This window comes from Streptomyces sp. BoleA5 (genome assembly GCF_000373665.1).
Taxonomy (GTDB): Bacteria; Actinomycetota; Actinomycetes; order Streptomycetales; family Streptomycetaceae; genus Actinacidiphila.
The window spans coordinates 489,840-507,115 of record NZ_KB892090.1 but is presented as its reverse complement, the minus strand read 5'-3'; the positions used below and the strand labels follow the sequence as shown (position 1 = coordinate 507,115).

The following is a 17,276-nucleotide window of genomic DNA, read 5'->3' as shown; positions in this document are numbered from 1 at the left end:
ACACGGTGGGCACGAGGAGCACAAGAAGCACGAAGAGCACAGAAAACACGAGGAACACGAGGAACACGAGGGCACCGCAAACGCGACGAAAACGGCGGAAGACATAGGAAAGCATGGGAAAGCATCGGAAAGCAGGCCCCGATCATGGTTGAACGGTATGTGATGTCCATCGACCAGGGCACCACCTCCACCCGATGCATCCTCTTCGACCACCGGGGCCGCCTGGTGTCGGTCGCCCAGCGCGAGCACCAGCAGCACTTCCCCCGGCCCGGCTGGGTAGAGCACGACGCCCTGGAGATCTGGCGGAACCTGGAGCGCATCGTGCCGCAGGCGCTGTCCTCCGCCGAGATCGCGGCGGAGGAGGTCGCCGCGATCGGGATCGCCAACCAACGCGAGACGACGGTGCTGTGGGACCCGAGCACGGGCGTACCACTGGGCCGGGCCATCGTCTGGCAGGACACCCGTACCGCGCCGCTCGTCGAGCGGCTGCGCAAGGACCCCGGCGACGACTTCTTCCTGGACCGCTGCTGCCTGCCGCCCTCCACCTACTTCTCCGCGCCGCGGATCCGCTGGCTCTTCGACGAGGTGCCAGGGCTGGAGCAGCGCGCCCGCGACGGGGAACTGCTCTTCGGGACGATGGAGACCTGGCTGATCTGGAACCTCACGGGCGGGGTCGACGGCGGCCTGCACATCACCGACGCCACCAACGCCAGCCGCACCATGCTGATGAACATCCGCTCGCTGACCTGGGACCAGGACCTGCTGGACTTCTTCGGCGTCCCCCGCGTGATGCTCCCCGAGATCCACGCCTCCGCCGAGAACTACGGCGCGGCCCGGACCATCCTGCCCGGCGTCCGCATCACCGCCGCCCTCGGGGACCAGCAGGCGGCTCTCTTCGGCCAGACCTGCTTCTCCCCCGGCGACGCGAAGTGCACCTACGGGACCGGCAGCTTCCTGCTGCTCAACACCGGTTCCACGATGATCAGGTCACGGCACGGGCTGCTCTCCACGGTCGCGTACAAGATCGACGACCAGCCGGCGGTCTACGCCCTGGAGGGCTCGATCGCCGTCACCGGCTCGCTGGTGCAGTGGTTCCGCGACCGCCTCGGCCTGATCAGCAGCGCCCCGGAGATCGAGACCCTCGCCCTGACCGTCGAGGACAACGGCGGCTGCTACATCGTGCCCGCCTTCTCCGGTCTCTTCGCCCCGCACTGGCGCAGCGACGCCCGCGGCGTGATCGTCGGCCTCACCTCGTACATCACCAAGGGGCACCTGGCCCGGGCCGTCCTGGAGGCCACCGGCTGGCAGACCCGCGAGGTCGTCGACGCCATGAACGCCGACTCCTCGATCGGCCTGAAGGAGCTCAAGGTCGACGGCGGCATGACCGCCGACAACCTGCTGATGCAGTTCATCGCCGACGTCCTCGACGTCCCCGTGGTCCGCCCGATGGTCGCCGAGACGGTGTCCCTGGGCGCCGCCTACGCCGCCGGCCTGGCCTCCGGCTACTGGCCGGACCTGAAGGTGCTGCGGAACAACTGGCACCGCGCCGGGCAGTGGCTGCCCGACATGGACCCCGGGCGGCGCGAGGCCGAGTACGAGAACTGGCAGCGCGCCGTCGAGCGCTCCATCGGCTGGATCAGACAGCCCGGGGCCCCGTGACCGGGGGCGTGACCAGGGCCACCGCCCGGCCGGTCACCCGCACCCGTGGGTCCCCCGGGTCGACGCCCACCAGCAGCTCGCTCGGGCGGCCCATGTCCTCGCCCTGCCGCACCACCACCCGGCCCGGTTCCGTCACCAGGCCCAGCTCCCGCAGGTAGCCGCCGAAAGCCGCCGCGGCCGCGCCGGTCGCCGGATCCTCGACGACCCCGCCCACCGGGAAGGGGTCGCGGGCGTGGAAGCGGTCCGGGGCCTCCCGCCAGACCAGGTGCACCGTGGTCCACCCGTGGCGGCGCATGACGTCGGCGAGGGCCTCGAAGTCGTACGCGAGGTCCGCCAGCCGGGCCCGGGCGGCGGCAGCCAGCACCAGGTGGTGGACCCCTCCGAACGCCACGTGCGCCGGCAGCGCGGGGTCCAGCTCGCCGCGCTCCCAACCCAGCGCGGCGAGCGCCGCGTCCAGCTCGGCGTCCTCAGCGGGGCGGGACCGGGTCGGCACGCTGGTGAGCGTGGCGTGCAGCGCCCCCTCGCCGTCGGCCGCGGTCAGCACGGGGATCTCCCCCGCCGGGGTGTCGAAGACCAGCTCACCTGGCCCGATGCGCTCCGCCAGCGCGACGGCGGTCGCGACGGTCGCGTGACCGCAGAAGTCGACCTCGGCGAGCGGACTGAAGTAGCGCAGGGTGAACCGCCGGCGGTCGGGGTCCGCTTCCGTGACGAACGCCGTCTCGGAGTAGCCGACTTCGGCGGCGAGGGCGAGCATGCGCTGCTCATCGAGTCCCGAGGCGTCGAGGACGACGCCCGCCGGATTTCCCCCGGCGGGGTCGGAGCTGAAGGCGGTGTAGCGCAGCACGTCGGTACCGGTTCCGGATGTCATGCCGTCCACGCTGCCACAACAGGGGCCGTCGACAGGCTCGATCCCAGGCACCGATGTGACGCCCCGGCGACCTGGAGGAGGCCCGCCACGTGGCGATCCTCCTTCATGCCGATCTGGGTACCACGCTCGAGCGCTACGCCGAAGCGCTCGAAGGCCACTAGATCTCCCGGCCCTTCTGATCCGTAGCCAGAGCCGGATCGACGCACGACGTTCGGTTGGGTCACTTCAGGGCCCGTCGGGGTCGCCACCAGCCGCGTCGGTTGCCGCACTTCCCTGCCGCTTTGCGCGCTTCGCTGCCGTGTTCCGGGCATGAGCCTCGCGCCGCAGCCGTCGCTCATAATCAGCGATCTGCTGAGACATGGGTATGCCGGTCCCCCTCTGAACGAACCGCTCGTTCTCCCGATCCACCAAGAAGGGAGCGTTCCCGCCAAGGCTCGGCCGCGTGCCGGCGGGGCGTCCGATGTCCCGTCGCGCGCACCAGTAGAACACCCAGCCGAACGAGACGGATTCAACCCTGGAGATCGCAAGGTCCATGCCGATCGCTTCTGCGTCCCGTGCGAGCTCGGCCAAAACGACTTCTCTGGCTTCATCTTCACTCAGCATCTGCCCAGCGTCCCAGAACGTGGATGCGGGTATGTCTCGTCCTCCCGGAGCAATGCGAGCGACCGTGCGGCTCTGCGCCGGCGGAACGGAGACTACCGACCTGATCCACATTTCACCGGCGTCGATCTTGTGGTGCGGTGCTCCCCACACCACCATGGGCGGAGACCAGACCGGAACTCGTGTTCGTCGGGGGATTCTTGTGATCGCTGCGAGGGACGCCGGCACCTTACTGATGATCGGCAGACTGGCAGGGGTTTTCCTCGGGGCGATCGGGCTCATCAGTCTGCTGCCGGCACTCCTCCTCCTGGCCTCGGCGCGACGCGACAAGGCGGTAGGAGCCTTTGAAACCGCGAGGACTGTGCGACGAAACGGTCTTGTCGCGTTGGTTCTCGGGGCCCTGCTCGTCGCCGTCGACACAGCCCTGTGGGTCCTGTAGTGCGCTGTCCATCCCGTCCCCGCCGATCGACTGCGGTGAACTGTCCCTGCGACGTGACCACCGTCTTACAAGTTCTGTCGCGAACCGGGCCGTTCCCGGTTGGCGTGCGCCAGCGCGCCGGCGGATCGGCCGCCCGCGAACGTCCACGACGGTTCCGGCCTCATGCCCTCCGGACCTGCCCGGGCGCCGCGCCGGGCGGCCCACAGACGGCCCACGGCGCGAATGGGACGACTCCGGGCCGACAGCATCGCGCTGCCGGCCCGGATCGCGTCGTACCGGGAAGACCCCGCCGGCCCGCGGCTACAGGTTCGGGAGGTTCTTGCGGAGCTCGAACGCCGTGACCTCGGAGCGGTACTCCTCCCACTCCTGCTTCTTGTTGCGCAGGAAGAAGTCGAAGACATGCTCCCCGAGCGTCTCGGCGACCAGTTCGCTGCGCTCCATGAGGGAGATGGCCTCGCCCAGGTTCTGGGGAAGCGGCTGGATGCCGAGCGCGCGGCGCTCGCCGTCGGAGAGGGCCCAGACGTCGTCGTCGGCGCCGGGCGGGAGCTCGTAGCCCTCCTCGATGCCCTTCAGGCCTGCCGCCAGGAGGACGGCGTAGGCGAGGTAGGGGTTGGCGCCCGAGTCGAGGGAGCGGACCTCGACGCGGGTGGAGCCGGTCTTGCCGGGCTTGTACATCGGGACGCGGATGAGCGCGGACCGGTTGTTGTGGCCCCAGCAGATGTACGAGGGCGCTTCGCCGCCGGCACCCGCGGTGCGGTTGGCGCCGCCCCAGATGCGCTTGTACGAGTTGACCCACTGGTTGGTGACCGCGGAGATCTCGTCCGCGTGCCGGAGCAGGCCCGCGATGAAGGAGCGGCCGACCTTCGACAGCCGGTACTCGGCGCCCGACTCGTGGAAGGCGTTGCGGTCGCCCTCGAAGAGGGAGAGGTGGGTGTGCATGCCGGAGCCGGGGTACTGGCTGAAGGGCTTGGGCATGAACGTGGCGTTCACGCCCTGCTCCAGCGCCACCTGCTTCATGACCAGCCGGAAGGTCATGATGTTGTCGGCGGTGGACAGCGCGTCCGCGTACCGCAGGTCGATCTCCTGCTGGCCGGGGGCGCCCTCGTGGTGGGAGAACTCCACCGAGATGCCCATCGACTCCAGCATCGTGATGGCCTGGCGGCGGAAGTCCTGGCCGACGTTCTGCGGGGTGTGGTCGAAGTAGCCGGAGTTGTCCGCGGGCACCGGCACCGTGCCGTCCAGCGGCAGGTTCTTGAGCAGGAAGAACTCGATCTCGGGGTGCGTGTAGAAGGTGAACCCGAGGTCGGAGGCCTTGGCCAGGGACCGCTTGAGGACGAAGCGGGGGTCGGCGTACGACGGGGAGCCGTCCGGCATGAGGATGTCGCAGAACATCCGGGCCGTGCCGGGGGCCTCCGCGCGCCACGGCAGGATCTGGAAGGTCCCGGGGTCCGGCTTGGCGATCATGTCCGACTCGTACACCCGGGCGAAGCCCTCGATCGCGGACCCGTCGAAGCCGATGCCCTCGTCGAAGGCCTGCTCCAGTTCGGCCGGCGCCACGGCGACCGACTTGAGGTAACCCAGCACGTCGGTGAACCACAGCCGCACAAATCGGATGTCGCGCTCCTCGAGGGTGCGGAGCACGAACTCCTGCTGCTTATCCATAGCTATCCAACCTCACAGGTCATGGGGCCTGTTGTCCGTGCCGGCTCGAGCGAGGGCCAGACCAGTATCGCGCCACGGGATTACCGGACTGTTTCGGCGGCGACCGGTACCGCCGGACACCCCTCGCCACCATTGTGATGCACCCTTGCGATCTTGACACAGGGGGACGACCCCGGAAAGGCCCGTCCGCCACGGCCAGGGGGCCGAGTGCGCGACCCCACAGGCGCCGCCCACGACATCGCGTCGATTTGACGATTACACTGGGCGGCGTGCCTCAACTTCGCCTCGCCCTGAATCAGATCGACTCCACCGTCGGCGACCTCGCCGGGAACGCGGAGTCGGTAGTGCGCTGGACCCGGCACGCGGCCGAACAGGGAGCCCACCTCGTGGCCTTCCCGGAGATGGCGCTGACCGGGTACCCCGTGGAGGACCTCGCGCTGCGCTCCTCCTTCGTCGAAGCCAGCCGTGCCGCCCTGGAGGCGCTCGCCGAGCGCCTGGCGGCCGAGGGCTTCGGGGAGCTGCCCGTCGTCGTCGGCTACCTCGACCGCAGTGAGAAGGCCCAGCCCCGCTACGGCCAGCCCGCCGGCTCGCCGCGCAACGCGGCGGCCGTGCTGCACGGCGGAAGGGTCGTACTCAAGTTCGCCAAGCACCACCTGCCGAACTACGGCGTCTTCGACGAGTTCCGCTACTTCGTGCCCGGCGACACCCTCCCGGTGATCCGCGTGCACGGGGTCGACGTCGCCCTCGCCATCTGCGAGGACCTGTGGCAGGACGGCGGCCGCGTGCCCGCCGCCCGCACCGCCGGCGCCGGGCTGCTGCTCTCCGTCAACGCCTCCCCGTACGAGGTCGCCAAGGACGACACCCGCCTCGACCTGGTGCGCAAGCGCGCCCAGGAGGCCGGCTGCACCCTCGCCTACCTCGCCATGATCGGCGGACAGGACGAGCTCGTCTTCGACGGCGACTCGATCGTCGTCTCCGAGGACGGCGAGGTGATCGCCCGGGCCCCGCAGTTCGAGGAGGGCTGCGTGCTGGTCGACCTCGACCTGCCCGCCGCGGACACCACCAAGGTGCCGGGCGGCATCGCCGACGACGGCCTGGAGATCGAGCACGTCACCCTCTCCGCCGAGCCGCTCCCCGCGTACGAGCCCGAGGTGCACGGCGGCGAGGCCCCGCGGCTGGGCGACGACGAGGAGGTCTACACCGCGCTGGTCGTCGGCCTGCGGGCCTACGTCGCCAAGAACGGCTTCCGCTCCGTTCTGATCGGCCTCTCCGGCGGCATCGACTCCGCCCTCGTCGCGGCCCTCGCCTGCGACGCCGTCGGGGCGGCCAACGTGTACGGCGTCTCCATGCCCTCGCGGTACTCCTCCGACCACTCCAAGGACGACGCCGCCGAGCTGGCCCGGCGCACCGGTCTGAACTTCCGCACCGTGCCGATCGGCCCGATGTTCGACGCCTACATGGGCTCCCTGGGGCTGACCGGGCTGGCTGAGGAGAACCTCCAGTCCCGGCTGCGCGGCACGACGCTGATGGCCATCTCCAACCAGGAGGGGCACATCGTCCTCGCCCCGGGCAACAAGAGCGAGCTGGCGGTCGGCTACTCCACGCTGTACGGCGACTCGGTCGGCGCGTACGGGCCCATCAAGGACGTCTACAAGACGACCGTCTTCCGTCTCGCGCGGTGGCGCAACCAGGCCGCGGCGGAGCGGGGCCAGACCCCGCCGATCCCGGAGAACTCCATCTCCAAACCCCCGAGCGCGGAGCTGCGCCCCGGCCAGGTCGACACGGACTCCCTGCCGGACTACGACGTCCTCGACCGGGTGCTGGCGATGTACGTCGACCAGGACAAGGGGCGCGAGGCGATCGTCGCCGCCGGGTTCGACGGGGAGCTGGTGGCGAAGGTGCTGCGGATGGTGGACACGGCGGAGTACAAGCGGAGGCAGTATCCGCCGGGGACGAAGATCTCGGCCAAGGGGTTCGGGAAGGACCGGCGGCTCCCCATCACGAACCGCTGGCGCGAGCACGCGTGACGCCGCGCCGGCGGTCCGGGGCCGGTGGTGGCGTCCGGCGCTTCGCGGTCTGGGGCGCCCGCCGCTCGGGCCGGGTTCGCCCCGGCGCCGGGGCGGCGCCGGGGCGATGATGCCCGATGTCCTGCTCTCCCGCCGTCTCGCGCCCTTCGGGCACACAGATGCCGGCTGCGGATGGGAGGGCGCGGGACAGCCGGCGACGGCGGACGCTCCCCGCCGTCAGCCCACCCGCTCCGCGGGCCGCACCAAGGCGTCGGACGCGACGACGACCCGGGACGAGGACGACGCCGCCCCGGAACCCTTCGCCGTGCGCCGTTCCCACAGCCCGCCGGCCGTGGCGATCCCCACCCCGACGACCGCCAGCCCCGCGCCCGCCACCGCCGGGGCGGTGTAGCCGAGGCCCTGCGCGAGCACGACCCCACCGAGCCAGGCACCGCCCGCGTTGGCCAGGTTGAAAGCGGCCTGGTTCGCGGCGGAGGCCAGCGCCGGGGCGTGCCGGGCCTTCTCCATGACGAGCATCATCATGGGCGACCCCGCGGCGAACGCCGCGACCCCGAGCAGGACGACCGTGAGCGCCGCGCTCCAGCGGGCGTGCAGGGTGACCGTGAACAGCAGCAGGACGACCGCGAGCGCGCCGAGCCCGCCGAGGAGGGCGGGCCGCAGGGCGCGGTCGGCGAGGCGGCCGCCGAGCAGGTTTCCGATCGTCGCGCCGACGCCGAAGAGGGCGAGGACCAGGGTGACGCTGCCGTCCCCGAAGCCGGCCACCTCCGTGAGCATGGGCGTGACGTAGCTGTAGACCGCGAAGACCGCGGCGAAGCCGAAGATCGTGGTGGCCAGCGTCAGCCAGACCTGCCCGCTGCGGAAGGCCGACAGCTCCCGGCGCAGTCCGCCGCCCGGGGCGAGTGGGATGCGGGGGACGAGCAGGGCGATGCCGGCGATGGCGACGAGGCCGATGACGCCGACGGTGAGGAAGGTGGCGCGCCATCCGAGGTGCTGGCCGAGGAGGGTGGCGGCGGGGACGCCCACGATGTTCGCGATGGTGAGGCCGGCGATCATCAGGGAGACCGCACGGGCCTTGCGCGCAGGGTCGACCATGCTCGCGGCGACGACGGCGCCGACGCCGAAGAAGGCGCCGTGCGGGAGTCCGGACAGCACGCGGCCGGCGAGCAGCCAGCCGAATCCGGGGGCGAGTGCGGAGAGGGTGTTGCCGACGGTGAACAGGACCATGAGCGAGAGCAGCAGGGCCTTGCGCGGCATCCGCGTGGTGATCGCGGCGAGGAGGGGGGCGCCTATGACGACGCCGAGGGCGTAGCCGGAGACGAGGTAACCGGCGGTCGGGATGGAGGTGTGCAGGTCGTCCGCGACGTCGGGCAGCAGGCCCATCATCACGAACTCCGTCGTACCGATGCCGAATGCGCTGATCGCCAGTGCGAGCAGGGCGAGAGGCATGACAGGCCTTTCCGGGGCAGGGTTGCGAGCAGCTATAAGTTTAACTGCGGAACAAAGTCTGCCCGGCCCGTTCTTCCCTTGGGCGAAGAACTCGTTACGGGAGTGCTACCTTCGCGGCCACCGGCCGGTGGTCGCTGCCCGTCGCGGGCAGGACCCACGAGTCGGTCGGCTCCGCGCCCCTGACGAGGATCTGGTCGATGCGGGCGGTCGGGAAGCCGGCCGGCCAGCTGAAACCGAAGCCGTCACCCGCGGCGCCCTGCGTGGAGCGCATCTGGGAGGTGATGTTGGCGAGCGCGCGGTCGTTCATCGTGCCGTTGAGGTCGCCCATGAGGATCACGTCGGGCACCTTCTCGTCCGCCACGGCCTCGCCGAGCGCGTCGGCGCTGCGGTCGCGCTCGCCGGCGGTGAAGCCCGCGTTGAACTTGACCCGCACCGAGGGCAGATGGGCCACGTACACCGCGACCTTCCCGTGCGGGGTGGTGGCGGTGGCGCGCAGGGCGCGGACCCAGCCGAGCCGGATGTCCACCGGCCGCACCTGGCTGAGCGGGTACCGGCTCCACAGGCCGACGGTGCCCAGCCTGGCGTGGTACGGGTAGCGGGCCTTCAGGCCCGACTCGTAGACGGCGGCCTTCCCGGCGGGGATCTCCTCCAGCGCGACCAGGTCGGCCCCGGAGCCGACGAGGGCCTGGGCGGTGCGGGCGGGGTCGGGGTTGTCGGCGTTGACGTTGTGTGTCACCACGGTGAGGTCGCCGCCGTCGCTGTGCTTGTCCGTGAGGAGCCCGCCGAAGAAGTGCAGCCACACCACGGCCGGCAGCAGGACGGCGATCAGCGCGGTGACCGAGCGCCGCAGCAGGCCGATCGCCAGCAGCACCGGGAGCACGAGCCCGAGCCACGGCAGGAAGGTCTCCAGCAGGCTGCCCAGGTTGCCGACCCGGTTGGGCACCGCTCCGTGAAAGGCCATCACCACGGTGATGGCGACGGCCAGTACGGCCGTGACGATCCCCCGCCGCCACATGCCGTCGCCGAACGCCCAGTACCGCCGGAAGCGCCCGAAACGTCCGTTCGCACCCGAACCCTGCGGCTTGTCACCGCTGTCGGTGGTCACGTCCGCGTCGTACGCCTGAGCCATGGGGAGAGTCCTCACTGTCTTGCCAGGTGCTCAGTCGACCATAGGGGATCGACGCCCGGAGGACGGGACTCGCCGGGCGACGGGTTCCCCGCCGGGCCGCGTACGGGGCGCCCTGTGACAGAACCAGGACATTTCCCCCTGTTCCCTGACGCGTTCAGTTCCCGGCGCGGACACCCTGCAGCACCGCGTCGACGATCAGCTCGGACAGCCCCTCCGGCAGCGCCGCGTCGGGGCGCAGCATCGAGCGGGACAGCATGGGGCCGAGGAAGAGGTCGCCGAGGAGTTCCGGGTCGATGTCCGCGCGGAGTTCGCCGCTGTGGACGCCGCGCCGCAGGACCTCGCCGACCTGCGCGCGCCGGGCCGCGATGACGGTGTCGTGGTAGGCGGCCCACAGTTCCGGCTCGTTCTGGGCCTGGGCGATGACGTTGCGCAGCAGGGCGGAGGAACGCTTGACCAGGGCTCTGCGCCGTATGAACTCGACGCAGGTGACCAGGTCGTCACGGACCGAGCGGCCGGCGAGCCGCGGCGTCTGCTCGTCGACGGACTTCATGACGTCCAGCATCAGCGCGTTCTTGCCCGCCCAGCGCCGGTAGACGGTGGCCTTGCCGACCCCGGCGGCGCGGGCGATGCGCTCCATCGACAGTTCCGCGATCGTCGCGCCGTCCTCCAGCAGGCTGAGGACGGCCTCGATGATCGCGGTGTCGGCGGCGGCGCTGCGCGGGCGGCCGCGTGCGACGCGCGGGGAGGGTCCGGGCGGCGTCCCGTCGCACGGTTCCGTCTCCGCACGGGTGTCGGTCACCGCTCCGCCCCCACCGGGCTGGCCTCGCGTTCCTCCCCGCCCGCGGGGCGCGCCCCGGAGGTCCTGCCGGGCAGGAAGAACAGGACGACGAGCATGCCGAGCAGCGCGACACCGCTCGCGACGTAGGCGGTGACGTGCATGGCGTCGAGGAAGGCGTCCGTGGCCGGGGCGATCAGCGCCTTGCCCGCGGGGCCCATGCCCTCGGCCACGGCGCGCGTGGCCTCGATGGACTCGCCGGCCTGGTGCTGCACCCCGGCGGGGAGGCCCGTCAGATGGTCCGCGATGCCGTCACGGTAGACCGTCGACATCAGCGAGCCGAGGACCGCAACGCCGAGTGCGCCGCCGACCTGCCGGAAGGTGTTGTTGACGGCGGAGCCGGAGCCGGCCTTCTCGCGCGGCAGGGAGGACATGATGGCGACGGTCGCGGGCGGCATCACGTGGGCCATGGCGGTGCCCATCAGGAAGAACAGCACCTCCAGCAGCCAGATCGGGCTGTCGGCGTCGAGGAGACGGAAGCCGAGGAAGCTGAGCGCTATGAGCGCGAGCCCGGTGGCGCACGTGGCGCGGGCGCCGACGCGGTCGACGACCAGCCGGGCGCGGGGAGCGAAGACGAGCTGGGCGAGGGCGAGCGGGAGCAGCAGGAGACCGGACTCCAGGGCGGTGTAGCCGCGCACGCTCTGGGTGTAGAAGACCATGAAGAAGGTCACGCCCATGAGCGCGAAGAAGACCAGGCCGATCGCGGAGACCGAGGCGGAGAAGGTCGGGTTGCGGAAGTAGGAGACGTCGAACGCGGGGTGGCTGCTGCGGGCCTCGTGCCAGACGAAGGCGCCGAGCACCGCGAGGCCGCCGACGACGGGCGCGAGGGCCGTGGGGGCGGTGAAGTCCGCGAGCTGGCCGCCCTTGATGATGCCGTACACCAGCAGCACCAGGCCGACGATGGAGAGCAGCACACCGACGGGGTCGAGCCGGCCCGGCCGCGGGTCGCGCGAGTCGGGGACGAGGAGCACCATCGCGACGAGGGCGACGGCGATGATCGGCACGTTCACCAGGAAGACCGAGCCCCACCAGAAGTGCTCGAGGAGCAGGCCGCCGGTGACCGGGCCGATGGCTATCGCGAGGCCCACGGCACCGGTCCATATGCCGATCGCCTTGGGCTGCTCCTCCCGCTCGAAGACGTTGATGATGATGGCGAGCGTGGCGGGCATCACGAAGGCGCCGCCGAGGCCCATGACCGCGCGGAAGGCGATCAGCTCGCCGGAGGAGCCGGCGAAGGCCGACAGCACCGAGCCGACACCGAAGACGGCCATGCCGAAGAGCAGCACCTTCTTGCGGCCGAGGCGGTCGCCGAGCAGGCCCGCGGTGAACAGCAGGCCGGCGAAGACCAGCGTGTAGGAGTTGATCGCCCACTCCAGCTGGCTCTGGGTGGCGCCCAGGCCGGTCGGGGCGGGCTCGGCGATCGTCTTCATCGCGACGTTGAGGATCGAGTTGTCCAGGACCACCACGAGGAGGCTGAACAGCAGGACGGTCAGGATCCCCCAGCGGCGGCGGTGGACCGCCTCCGGGACTCCGGGGCTCGGCGGCTGTGCTGTGTCGACGGGCATGCGGCCAAGGTAGACCCGATTTCCGATACGGGACCGTTTCGTATTGTAAAACCTCGGCAAAAGGGGGAGCGGCGGCCGCCCCCTTTGCGCGAACGGCGGCGCGTGTCAGCATGGAAGCGGTCCGGGGACGCCGTGAGGGCGCCTCGAGATGACACAAGGAGCCGTTGCAATGACGCATGCCGTTCCGGCTGCCCAGACGCCCGCCCAGCCCGCTCCCGACAGCAGCAAGGCGCTGTACGGCGGCAAGGGGACACGGCGGATCACCGTCCGGGACATCGCCGCCGCCAAGGAGCGCGGCGAGAAGTGGCCCATGCTCACCGCCTACGACGCCATGACCGCCTCCGTCTTCGACGAGGCCGGCATCCCCGTGCTGCTGGTCGGCGACTCGATGGGCAACTGTCACCTCGGCTACGAGAGCACCGTCCCGGTCACGCTGGACGAGATGACGATGCTGTCCGCCGCCGTCGTGCGCGGCACCAAGCGCGCGATGGTCATCGGCGACCTGCCGTTCGGCTCGTACCAGGAGGGTCCGACGCAGGCGCTGCGCAGCGCGACCCGACTGGTCAAGGAGGCCGGGGTCGGCGCCGTGAAGCTGGAGGGCGGCGAGCGCTCCGCCCAGCAGATCGAGCTGCTGGTCCAGGCCGGCATCCCCGTGATGGCCCACATCGGCCTCACCCCGCAGTCGGTCAACGCCTTCGGCGGCTACCCGGTCCAGGGCCGCGGCGAGGAGGCCGCCCAGCAGCTGCTGCGCGACGCGAAGGCCGTGCAGAACGCGGGCGCCTTCGCCGTCGTGCTGGAGCTGGTCCCCGCCGAGCTGGCCGCGGAGGTCACCCGCATCCTGCACATCCCGACGGTCGGCATCGGAGCGGGCGTGGAGTGCGACGCCCAGGTGCTGGTCTGGACGGACTTCGCGGGAATGACCGGCGGCCGGGTGCCGCGCTTCGTCAAGCAGTACGCGGCGCTGCGCGAGACCCTCGGCGGTGCCGCGAAGGCCTTCGCCGAGGACGTCGTGGGCGGCGCCTACCCGGCCCCGGAGCACAGCTTCCACTGATCTCCCGACGACCTGTCGCGGCGCCACGCGCGACTTCCCCCCTGAGGCGGTGCGACCCACCGCCCGCTTCCGCCCCGGGCCCCCCTCCCCGGGGCGGAAGTTTTTTCTGAGGACGTTGAGTACACCGCCCCTCGCCTCCGTATGAGTTGGCAACCGCCCACCAGGGGCGGAGCACCGACGAGACACTGCCGGGGGCCTTGGCATGAACGTTCCGAAGTTGCGCCGGTCAGTGGGGGCGGGGGCATTCGCCTCCGCCGCGCTGATCGTCGCCACCGCCTGCAACGCGGGCGTCGACCATGCCAGTCCCCCGGTGGGCGCGATCCAGGCGTCGCAGCCCGCACCCGCACCCGGCCTCCGGACCGTCGACAACGCCCAGCTCGGCAAGCTGGTCACCGACGAGAAGGGCTGGGTGCTGTACCGCTTCGAGCAGGACAAGCCCAACCCGCCGACCTCGACCTGCACCGGCGAGTGCGCGACCCGGTGGCAGCCGGCCGCCGCGGTCTCGGACACCCAGGTGCAAGGCGTGGACCAGAACCTGGTCGGCAGCGTGAAGCGCCCCGACGGCACGATGCAGCTCACGCTCAACGGAATGCCGCTCTACCACTTCGCGGGCGACAAGAACCCGGGCGACACCAAGGGCCAGGGCGCGAACCGCACCTGGTACGCGGCCACCCCGGACGGCGAGAAGGCCGGGGCGCCCGCGCAGCCGAAGAGCGCCTCCACCGAGAACGGGTCAGACGGGTACTGATGGGACAGCAGGCATTGAGAGGACTCGACCCCCGGCGATCAGTAGGGCAGGATGCGCTCGTGGCCGACCATCGCTCAGGTGGGGTCCCCGAAGAGGACCTCATGCGGGCGCTCTACCGCGAACACGCGGGTGCGCTCTTCGCCTACGTTCTTCGGCTGGTCGGCGGTGACCGCTACCTGGCCGAGGACGTCGTGCAGGAGACCCTGCTGCGCGCGTGGAAGAGCGCGTCCCGGCTCGACCCGGGCGCCCGTTCCCTGCGGCCCTGGTTGGTGACGGTCGCCCGGCGGATCGTGATCGACGGCCACCGCAGCCGTCAGGCACGGCCCCCGGAGGCCTCGCCGGCCGCCCTCGACCAGCTCCCGGCCGAGGACGAACTCGAACGCTCCCTGAGGCTGATGACGATCTCCGACGCACTGGATGATCTCACCGAGGCCCACCGCCAGGTGCTGATCGAAACGTACTTCAAGGGCCGGACGGTCAACGAGGCCGCGGCGGCGCTGGGGGTACCGCCCGGCACCGTGCGCTCCCGCGTCTTCTACGCCCTGCGCTCCCTGAAAATCGCTCTTGAGGAAAGGGGTGTGACCACCTCGTGACGGTCTACGGTTACGGCTCCGGGGCAGGTACCCCCCACGACCCGCATGTCGACGTCGGGGCCTACGTCCTCGGCGTGCTCGACGACGCCGACATGGCGCGCTTCGAGCAGCACCTCGCCATCTGCCACCAGTGCGGGCAGCAGCTCGACGAGTTGAGCGGCCTCGTGCCGGTGCTCGCCGAACTCGCCCCCGCCGGCGCCGGCGCACCCGTCCCGCCCAGCGGCGACAAGGTGCTCGGGCGTCTGCTCGGCAAGGTCTCCGACGAGCGCAAGACCCGCGCCCGGCGCAGGATGTTCGCACTCGCCGCCTCCGTGGCGCTGATCGTGGCGGCCCCGACCGTCGCGGTGCTGGCCTCCGGCGGCTCGGACGACGTGCAGGCCAGGGTGTACGCGGAGCAGTTCAAGGGCACCGACAACTCCACGGGCGTCAAGGCGACGGTCGGTGTCAACGAGAAGAAGTGGGGCAGCGAGGTCGGCCTCACCCTCGCCGGGGTCCAGGGCCCGCTGACCTGCCGCCTGGTCGTCGTCGGAAAGGACGGCTCCCAGCAGACGGTCGGCACCTGGAGTGTCCCGACGGCCGGCTACGGCACCTCCGACCAGCCCAACCCGCTCACACTGGACGGGTCGGCGGGGATGCAGCCGGACGACATCTCCCGCTTCGACGTCGTCACGTCCCAGGGGCAGCGGCTGGTGTCGGTCGCCACCTGAGCCCTGCGGGACCGGTGCCGGGAGGGGGGACGCGGTTCGCGTCCCCCCTCCGGCGTTCTCCGAGGTGTCGGCACCATGTCGGTGGGGCTGTCAGCGATATGTCGGCGCCGTGTCGGCGAGGCACGCGACCGTGGCGTCATGACACAACGGGATGCCAAGAGCGCGGACACCGCCGTCAGGGTGCGGGGGCTCGTGAAGCGCTACGGGGAGACGAAGGCCCTCGACGGGGTGGACCTGGACGTGCGGCAGGGGACCGTGCTCGGCGTACTGGGGCCGAACGGCGCCGGGAAGACGACGCTGGTGCGGATCCTGTCCACGCTGATCCGGCCGGACGCCGGCACGGCGACGGTGGCCGGGTACGACGTGGTGGCGCAGCCCCGGCAGCTGCGCCGGGTGATCGGGCTGACCGGGCAGTACGCCTCGGTCGACGAGTCGCTGTCGGGCCGCGAGAACCTCTACATGATCGGCCGGCTGCTGGACCTGTCCCGGCGGGACGCCCGCGGAAGGGCGGACGAGTTGCTGGAGCGGTTCTCGCTGACGGACGCCGCCCGCAAGCCGGCCAAGGAGTACTCGGGAGGCATGCGCCGGCGCCTGGACCTGGCGGCGTCGATGATCGGGCGCCCGGCGGTGCTGTACCTGGACGAGCCCACCACCGGTCTGGACCCCCGCACCCGCAACGAGGTGTGGGTCGAGGTGCAGAACATGGTCGCGGACGGCACGACCGTGCTGCTGACCACGCAGTACATGGAGGAGGCCGAGAAGCTCGCGCACGAGCTGACGGTCATCGACCGCGGCCGGGTGATCGCCGGGGGCCGGGTCGAGGAGCTGAAGGCGAAGGTCGGCGGCCGGACGCTGCAGGTGCGGCCGGTGGACCCCGGGGTGCTCGACGCGATGGCGGCGGCGCTCGGCAAGGGCGCGCAGGCCGTCGCGGACCACGCGGGCGGCGTGCTCAACGTACCGATCCTCAGCGACGAGCAGCTGACGGAGACCGTGGCCGCGCTCGGCGCACAGGGCTTCGCCATCGCCGGTATCGACACCCATCTGCCCAGCCTGGACGAGGTGTTCCTGGCCGTCACGCGCGGCAGCGGCACCCAGGAGCGAGAGGAGCTCGCGGCATGACCGCCGTCACCGTCCCCGTGGGGGACACCAGGGCCGCGACCGCCGATCCGCGGATCGGGCTGCGCGCCAACCTGCGCCACGTCGGCGCCCTCGTGCGGCGCAACGTGCTGCAGATCCGGCAGGACCCGGAGTCGATGTTCGACGCGCTGCTGATGCCGATCGTCTTCACGCTGCTGTTCGTCTACGTCTTCGGCGGGGCGCTCGAGGGCAGCCAGGAGAAGTACGTCAACTACATGGTGCCCGGCCTGATGGCCATGATGGGCATGAACATCGCCATGGCGGTCGGCACGGGCGTCAACTCGGACTTCAAGACCGGGGTGATGGACCGGTTCAGGACGATGCCGATCGCGCGTTCCTCCGTGCTGATCGCGAAGATCGTGGTGGAGATCGGCCGGGCGCTGGTCGCCACGGTGATCCTCCTCCTGATGGGCTTCATCCTCGGACTGCACGTGGACAACGGGGTGTTCGGGCTGCTGGGCGCGGTGGTGCTGTCGCTCGCCTTCGGGGCCTCGCTGATGTGGGTCTTCATCCTCCTGGGTCTGGTCGCCCGGACCCCCCAGTCCGTCCAGGGACTCGCCATGATCGTCGTCCTGCCGCTGCAGTTCGGGAGCTCGATCTTCGCCAAGCCCACGACCATGCCGGGCTGGCTGGAGGCCTTCACCCGCTACAACCCGCTGTCCAACCTCGCGGACGCCTCCCGCAACCTGATCAACGGCGGCGCCGTCGCGCACTCGGCGATGATGACGGTGATGTGGGCCGTGGGCATCACGGTGATCAGCGCGCCGCTGGCGGTGGCGAGGTTCCGCAACAAGACCTGATCCTGGAGGC

General features: G+C 71.0%; 15 protein-coding genes. 8 read left to right on the top strand and 7 right to left on the bottom strand.

What is annotated here, in order from left to right; translation table 11 throughout:
- The first annotated feature begins 144 nt into the window (after positions 1-144).
- Positions 145-1,659, top strand: a complete 1,515-nt coding sequence (gene glpK / locus B085_RS0102370; RefSeq protein ID WP_026250599.1) for a glycerol kinase GlpK — start codon at positions 145-147, stop codon at positions 1,657-1,659.
- Here the strand turns inward: glpK and B085_RS0102365 are convergent.
- The 3 genes from B085_RS0102365 to B085_RS0102350 form a co-directional block, all read right to left on the bottom strand.
- Entirely contained in the window at positions 1,637-2,527 is an 891-nt protein-coding gene (locus tag B085_RS0102365; protein ID WP_037731098.1) for a PhzF family phenazine biosynthesis isomerase, read from the bottom strand. The two genes, glpK and B085_RS0102365, sit on opposite strands and share 23 nt — an antisense overlap.
- Positions 2,528-2,752: 225 nt before the next feature.
- Positions 2,753-3,130: a hypothetical protein gene (locus tag B085_RS49060; RefSeq protein WP_158689637.1), complete on the bottom strand. Its 378-nt coding sequence runs from the start codon at positions 3,128-3,130 to the stop codon at positions 2,753-2,755.
- Positions 3,131-3,866: 736 nt separating this feature from the next.
- On the bottom strand, positions 3,867-5,228 hold the full coding sequence (locus tag B085_RS0102350; protein WP_018556946.1) for a glutamine synthetase family protein: 1,362 nt from the start codon (positions 5,226-5,228) through the stop codon (positions 3,867-3,869).
- A 269-nt stretch (positions 5,229-5,497) separates the two neighbouring features.
- On the opposite strand from B085_RS0102350, the gene B085_RS0102345 reads away from it, so the two are divergent.
- Positions 5,498-7,255, top strand: coding sequence for an NAD+ synthase (locus B085_RS0102345; RefSeq protein ID WP_018556945.1), 1,758 nt, complete (start codon positions 5,498-5,500; stop codon positions 7,253-7,255).
- Between the two features lie 216 nt (positions 7,256-7,471).
- On the opposite strand, the gene B085_RS40960 is transcribed toward B085_RS0102345, so the two are convergent.
- The 4 genes from B085_RS40960 to B085_RS0102320 form a co-directional block, all read right to left on the bottom strand.
- Positions 7,472-8,701, bottom strand: a complete 1,230-nt coding sequence (locus B085_RS40960; protein WP_018556944.1) for an MFS transporter — start codon at positions 8,699-8,701, stop codon at positions 7,472-7,474.
- A gap of 94 nt (positions 8,702-8,795) precedes the next feature.
- On the bottom strand, positions 8,796-9,716 hold the full coding sequence (locus B085_RS0102330; RefSeq protein ID WP_420706575.1) for an endonuclease/exonuclease/phosphatase family protein: 921 nt from the start codon (positions 9,714-9,716) through the stop codon (positions 8,796-8,798).
- 268 nt (positions 9,717-9,984) lie between these two features.
- Entirely contained in the window at positions 9,985-10,629 is a 645-nt protein-coding gene (locus B085_RS0102325; protein ID WP_018556942.1) for a TetR/AcrR family transcriptional regulator, read from the bottom strand.
- Positions 10,626-12,230 carry a DHA2 family efflux MFS transporter permease subunit gene (locus B085_RS0102320; protein ID WP_018556941.1) on the bottom strand — a complete coding sequence of 535 codons (1,605 nt, stop codon included), beginning with the start codon at positions 12,228-12,230 and terminating at the stop codon, positions 10,626-10,628. The genes B085_RS0102325 and B085_RS0102320 overlap by 4 nt, the downstream gene beginning before the upstream one ends.
- A gap of 169 nt (positions 12,231-12,399) precedes the next feature.
- Here B085_RS0102320 and panB point away from each other — a divergent pair, with 169 nt between their 5' ends.
- The 6 genes from panB (at position 12,400) to B085_RS0102290 (ending at position 17,266) form a co-directional block, all read left to right on the top strand.
- The gene (gene panB / locus B085_RS0102315; protein WP_018556940.1) at positions 12,400-13,281 is read left to right on the top strand and encodes a 3-methyl-2-oxobutanoate hydroxymethyltransferase; all 882 of its coding nucleotides are present in this window, start codon (positions 12,400-12,402) and stop codon (positions 13,279-13,281) included.
- Between the two features lie 202 nt (positions 13,282-13,483).
- A complete protein-coding gene (locus B085_RS40955) occupies positions 13,484-14,029 on the top strand; it encodes a hypothetical protein (protein WP_078619717.1) in 546 nt (181 codons plus the stop codon).
- Positions 14,029-14,622: a sigma-70 family RNA polymerase sigma factor gene (locus B085_RS0102305; protein ID WP_078619716.1), complete on the top strand. Its 594-nt coding sequence runs from the start codon at positions 14,029-14,031 to the stop codon at positions 14,620-14,622. Before B085_RS40955 ends, B085_RS0102305 begins: the two co-directional genes overlap by 1 nt.
- Positions 14,619-15,329, top strand: a complete 711-nt coding sequence (locus tag B085_RS40950; RefSeq protein ID WP_018556937.1) for an anti-sigma factor family protein — start codon at positions 14,619-14,621, stop codon at positions 15,327-15,329. The genes B085_RS0102305 and B085_RS40950 overlap by 4 nt, the downstream gene beginning before the upstream one ends.
- A 138-nt stretch (positions 15,330-15,467) precedes the next feature.
- Positions 15,468-16,448, top strand: coding sequence for a daunorubicin resistance protein DrrA family ABC transporter ATP-binding protein (locus tag B085_RS0102295; protein WP_026250598.1), 981 nt, complete (start codon positions 15,468-15,470; stop codon positions 16,446-16,448).
- Complete coding sequence (locus tag B085_RS0102290; protein WP_018556935.1) at positions 16,445-17,266, top strand: ABC transporter permease; 822 nt, start codon at positions 16,445-16,447, stop codon at positions 17,264-17,266. The genes B085_RS0102295 and B085_RS0102290 overlap by 4 nt, the downstream gene beginning before the upstream one ends.
- Positions 17,267-17,276 lie beyond the last annotated feature (10 nt).

Coding starts and splice junctions, on each gene's coding strand:
- B085_RS0102295 (WP_026250598.1), top strand. CDS start 15,468: ATGACACAACGGGATGCCAAGAGCGCGGACACCGCCGTCAGGGTGCGG.
- B085_RS0102330 (WP_420706575.1), bottom strand. CDS start 9,716: ATGTGGCGGCGGGGGATCGTCACGGCCGTACTGGCCGTCGCCATCACC.
- B085_RS0102350 (WP_018556946.1), bottom strand. CDS start 5,228: ATGGATAAGCAGCAGGAGTTCGTGCTCCGCACCCTCGAGGAGCGCGAC.
- B085_RS0102305 (WP_078619716.1), top strand. CDS start 14,029: ATGGGACAGCAGGCATTGAGAGGACTCGACCCCCGGCGATCAGTAGGG.
- B085_RS0102320 (WP_018556941.1), bottom strand. CDS start 12,230: ATGCCCGTCGACACAGCACAGCCGCCGAGCCCCGGAGTCCCGGAGGCG.
- glpK (WP_026250599.1), top strand. CDS start 145: ATGGTTGAACGGTATGTGATGTCCATCGACCAGGGCACCACCTCCACC.
- B085_RS0102365 (WP_037731098.1), bottom strand. CDS start 2,527: ATGACATCCGGAACCGGTACCGACGTGCTGCGCTACACCGCCTTCAGC.
- panB (WP_018556940.1), top strand. CDS start 12,400: ATGACGCATGCCGTTCCGGCTGCCCAGACGCCCGCCCAGCCCGCTCCC.
- B085_RS40955 (WP_078619717.1), top strand. CDS start 13,484: ATGAACGTTCCGAAGTTGCGCCGGTCAGTGGGGGCGGGGGCATTCGCC.
- B085_RS0102290 (WP_018556935.1), top strand. CDS start 16,445: ATGACCGCCGTCACCGTCCCCGTGGGGGACACCAGGGCCGCGACCGCC.
- B085_RS49060 (WP_158689637.1), bottom strand. CDS start 3,130: ATGCTGAGTGAAGATGAAGCCAGAGAAGTCGTTTTGGCCGAGCTCGCA.
- B085_RS40960 (WP_018556944.1), bottom strand. CDS start 8,701: ATGCCTCTCGCCCTGCTCGCACTGGCGATCAGCGCATTCGGCATCGGT.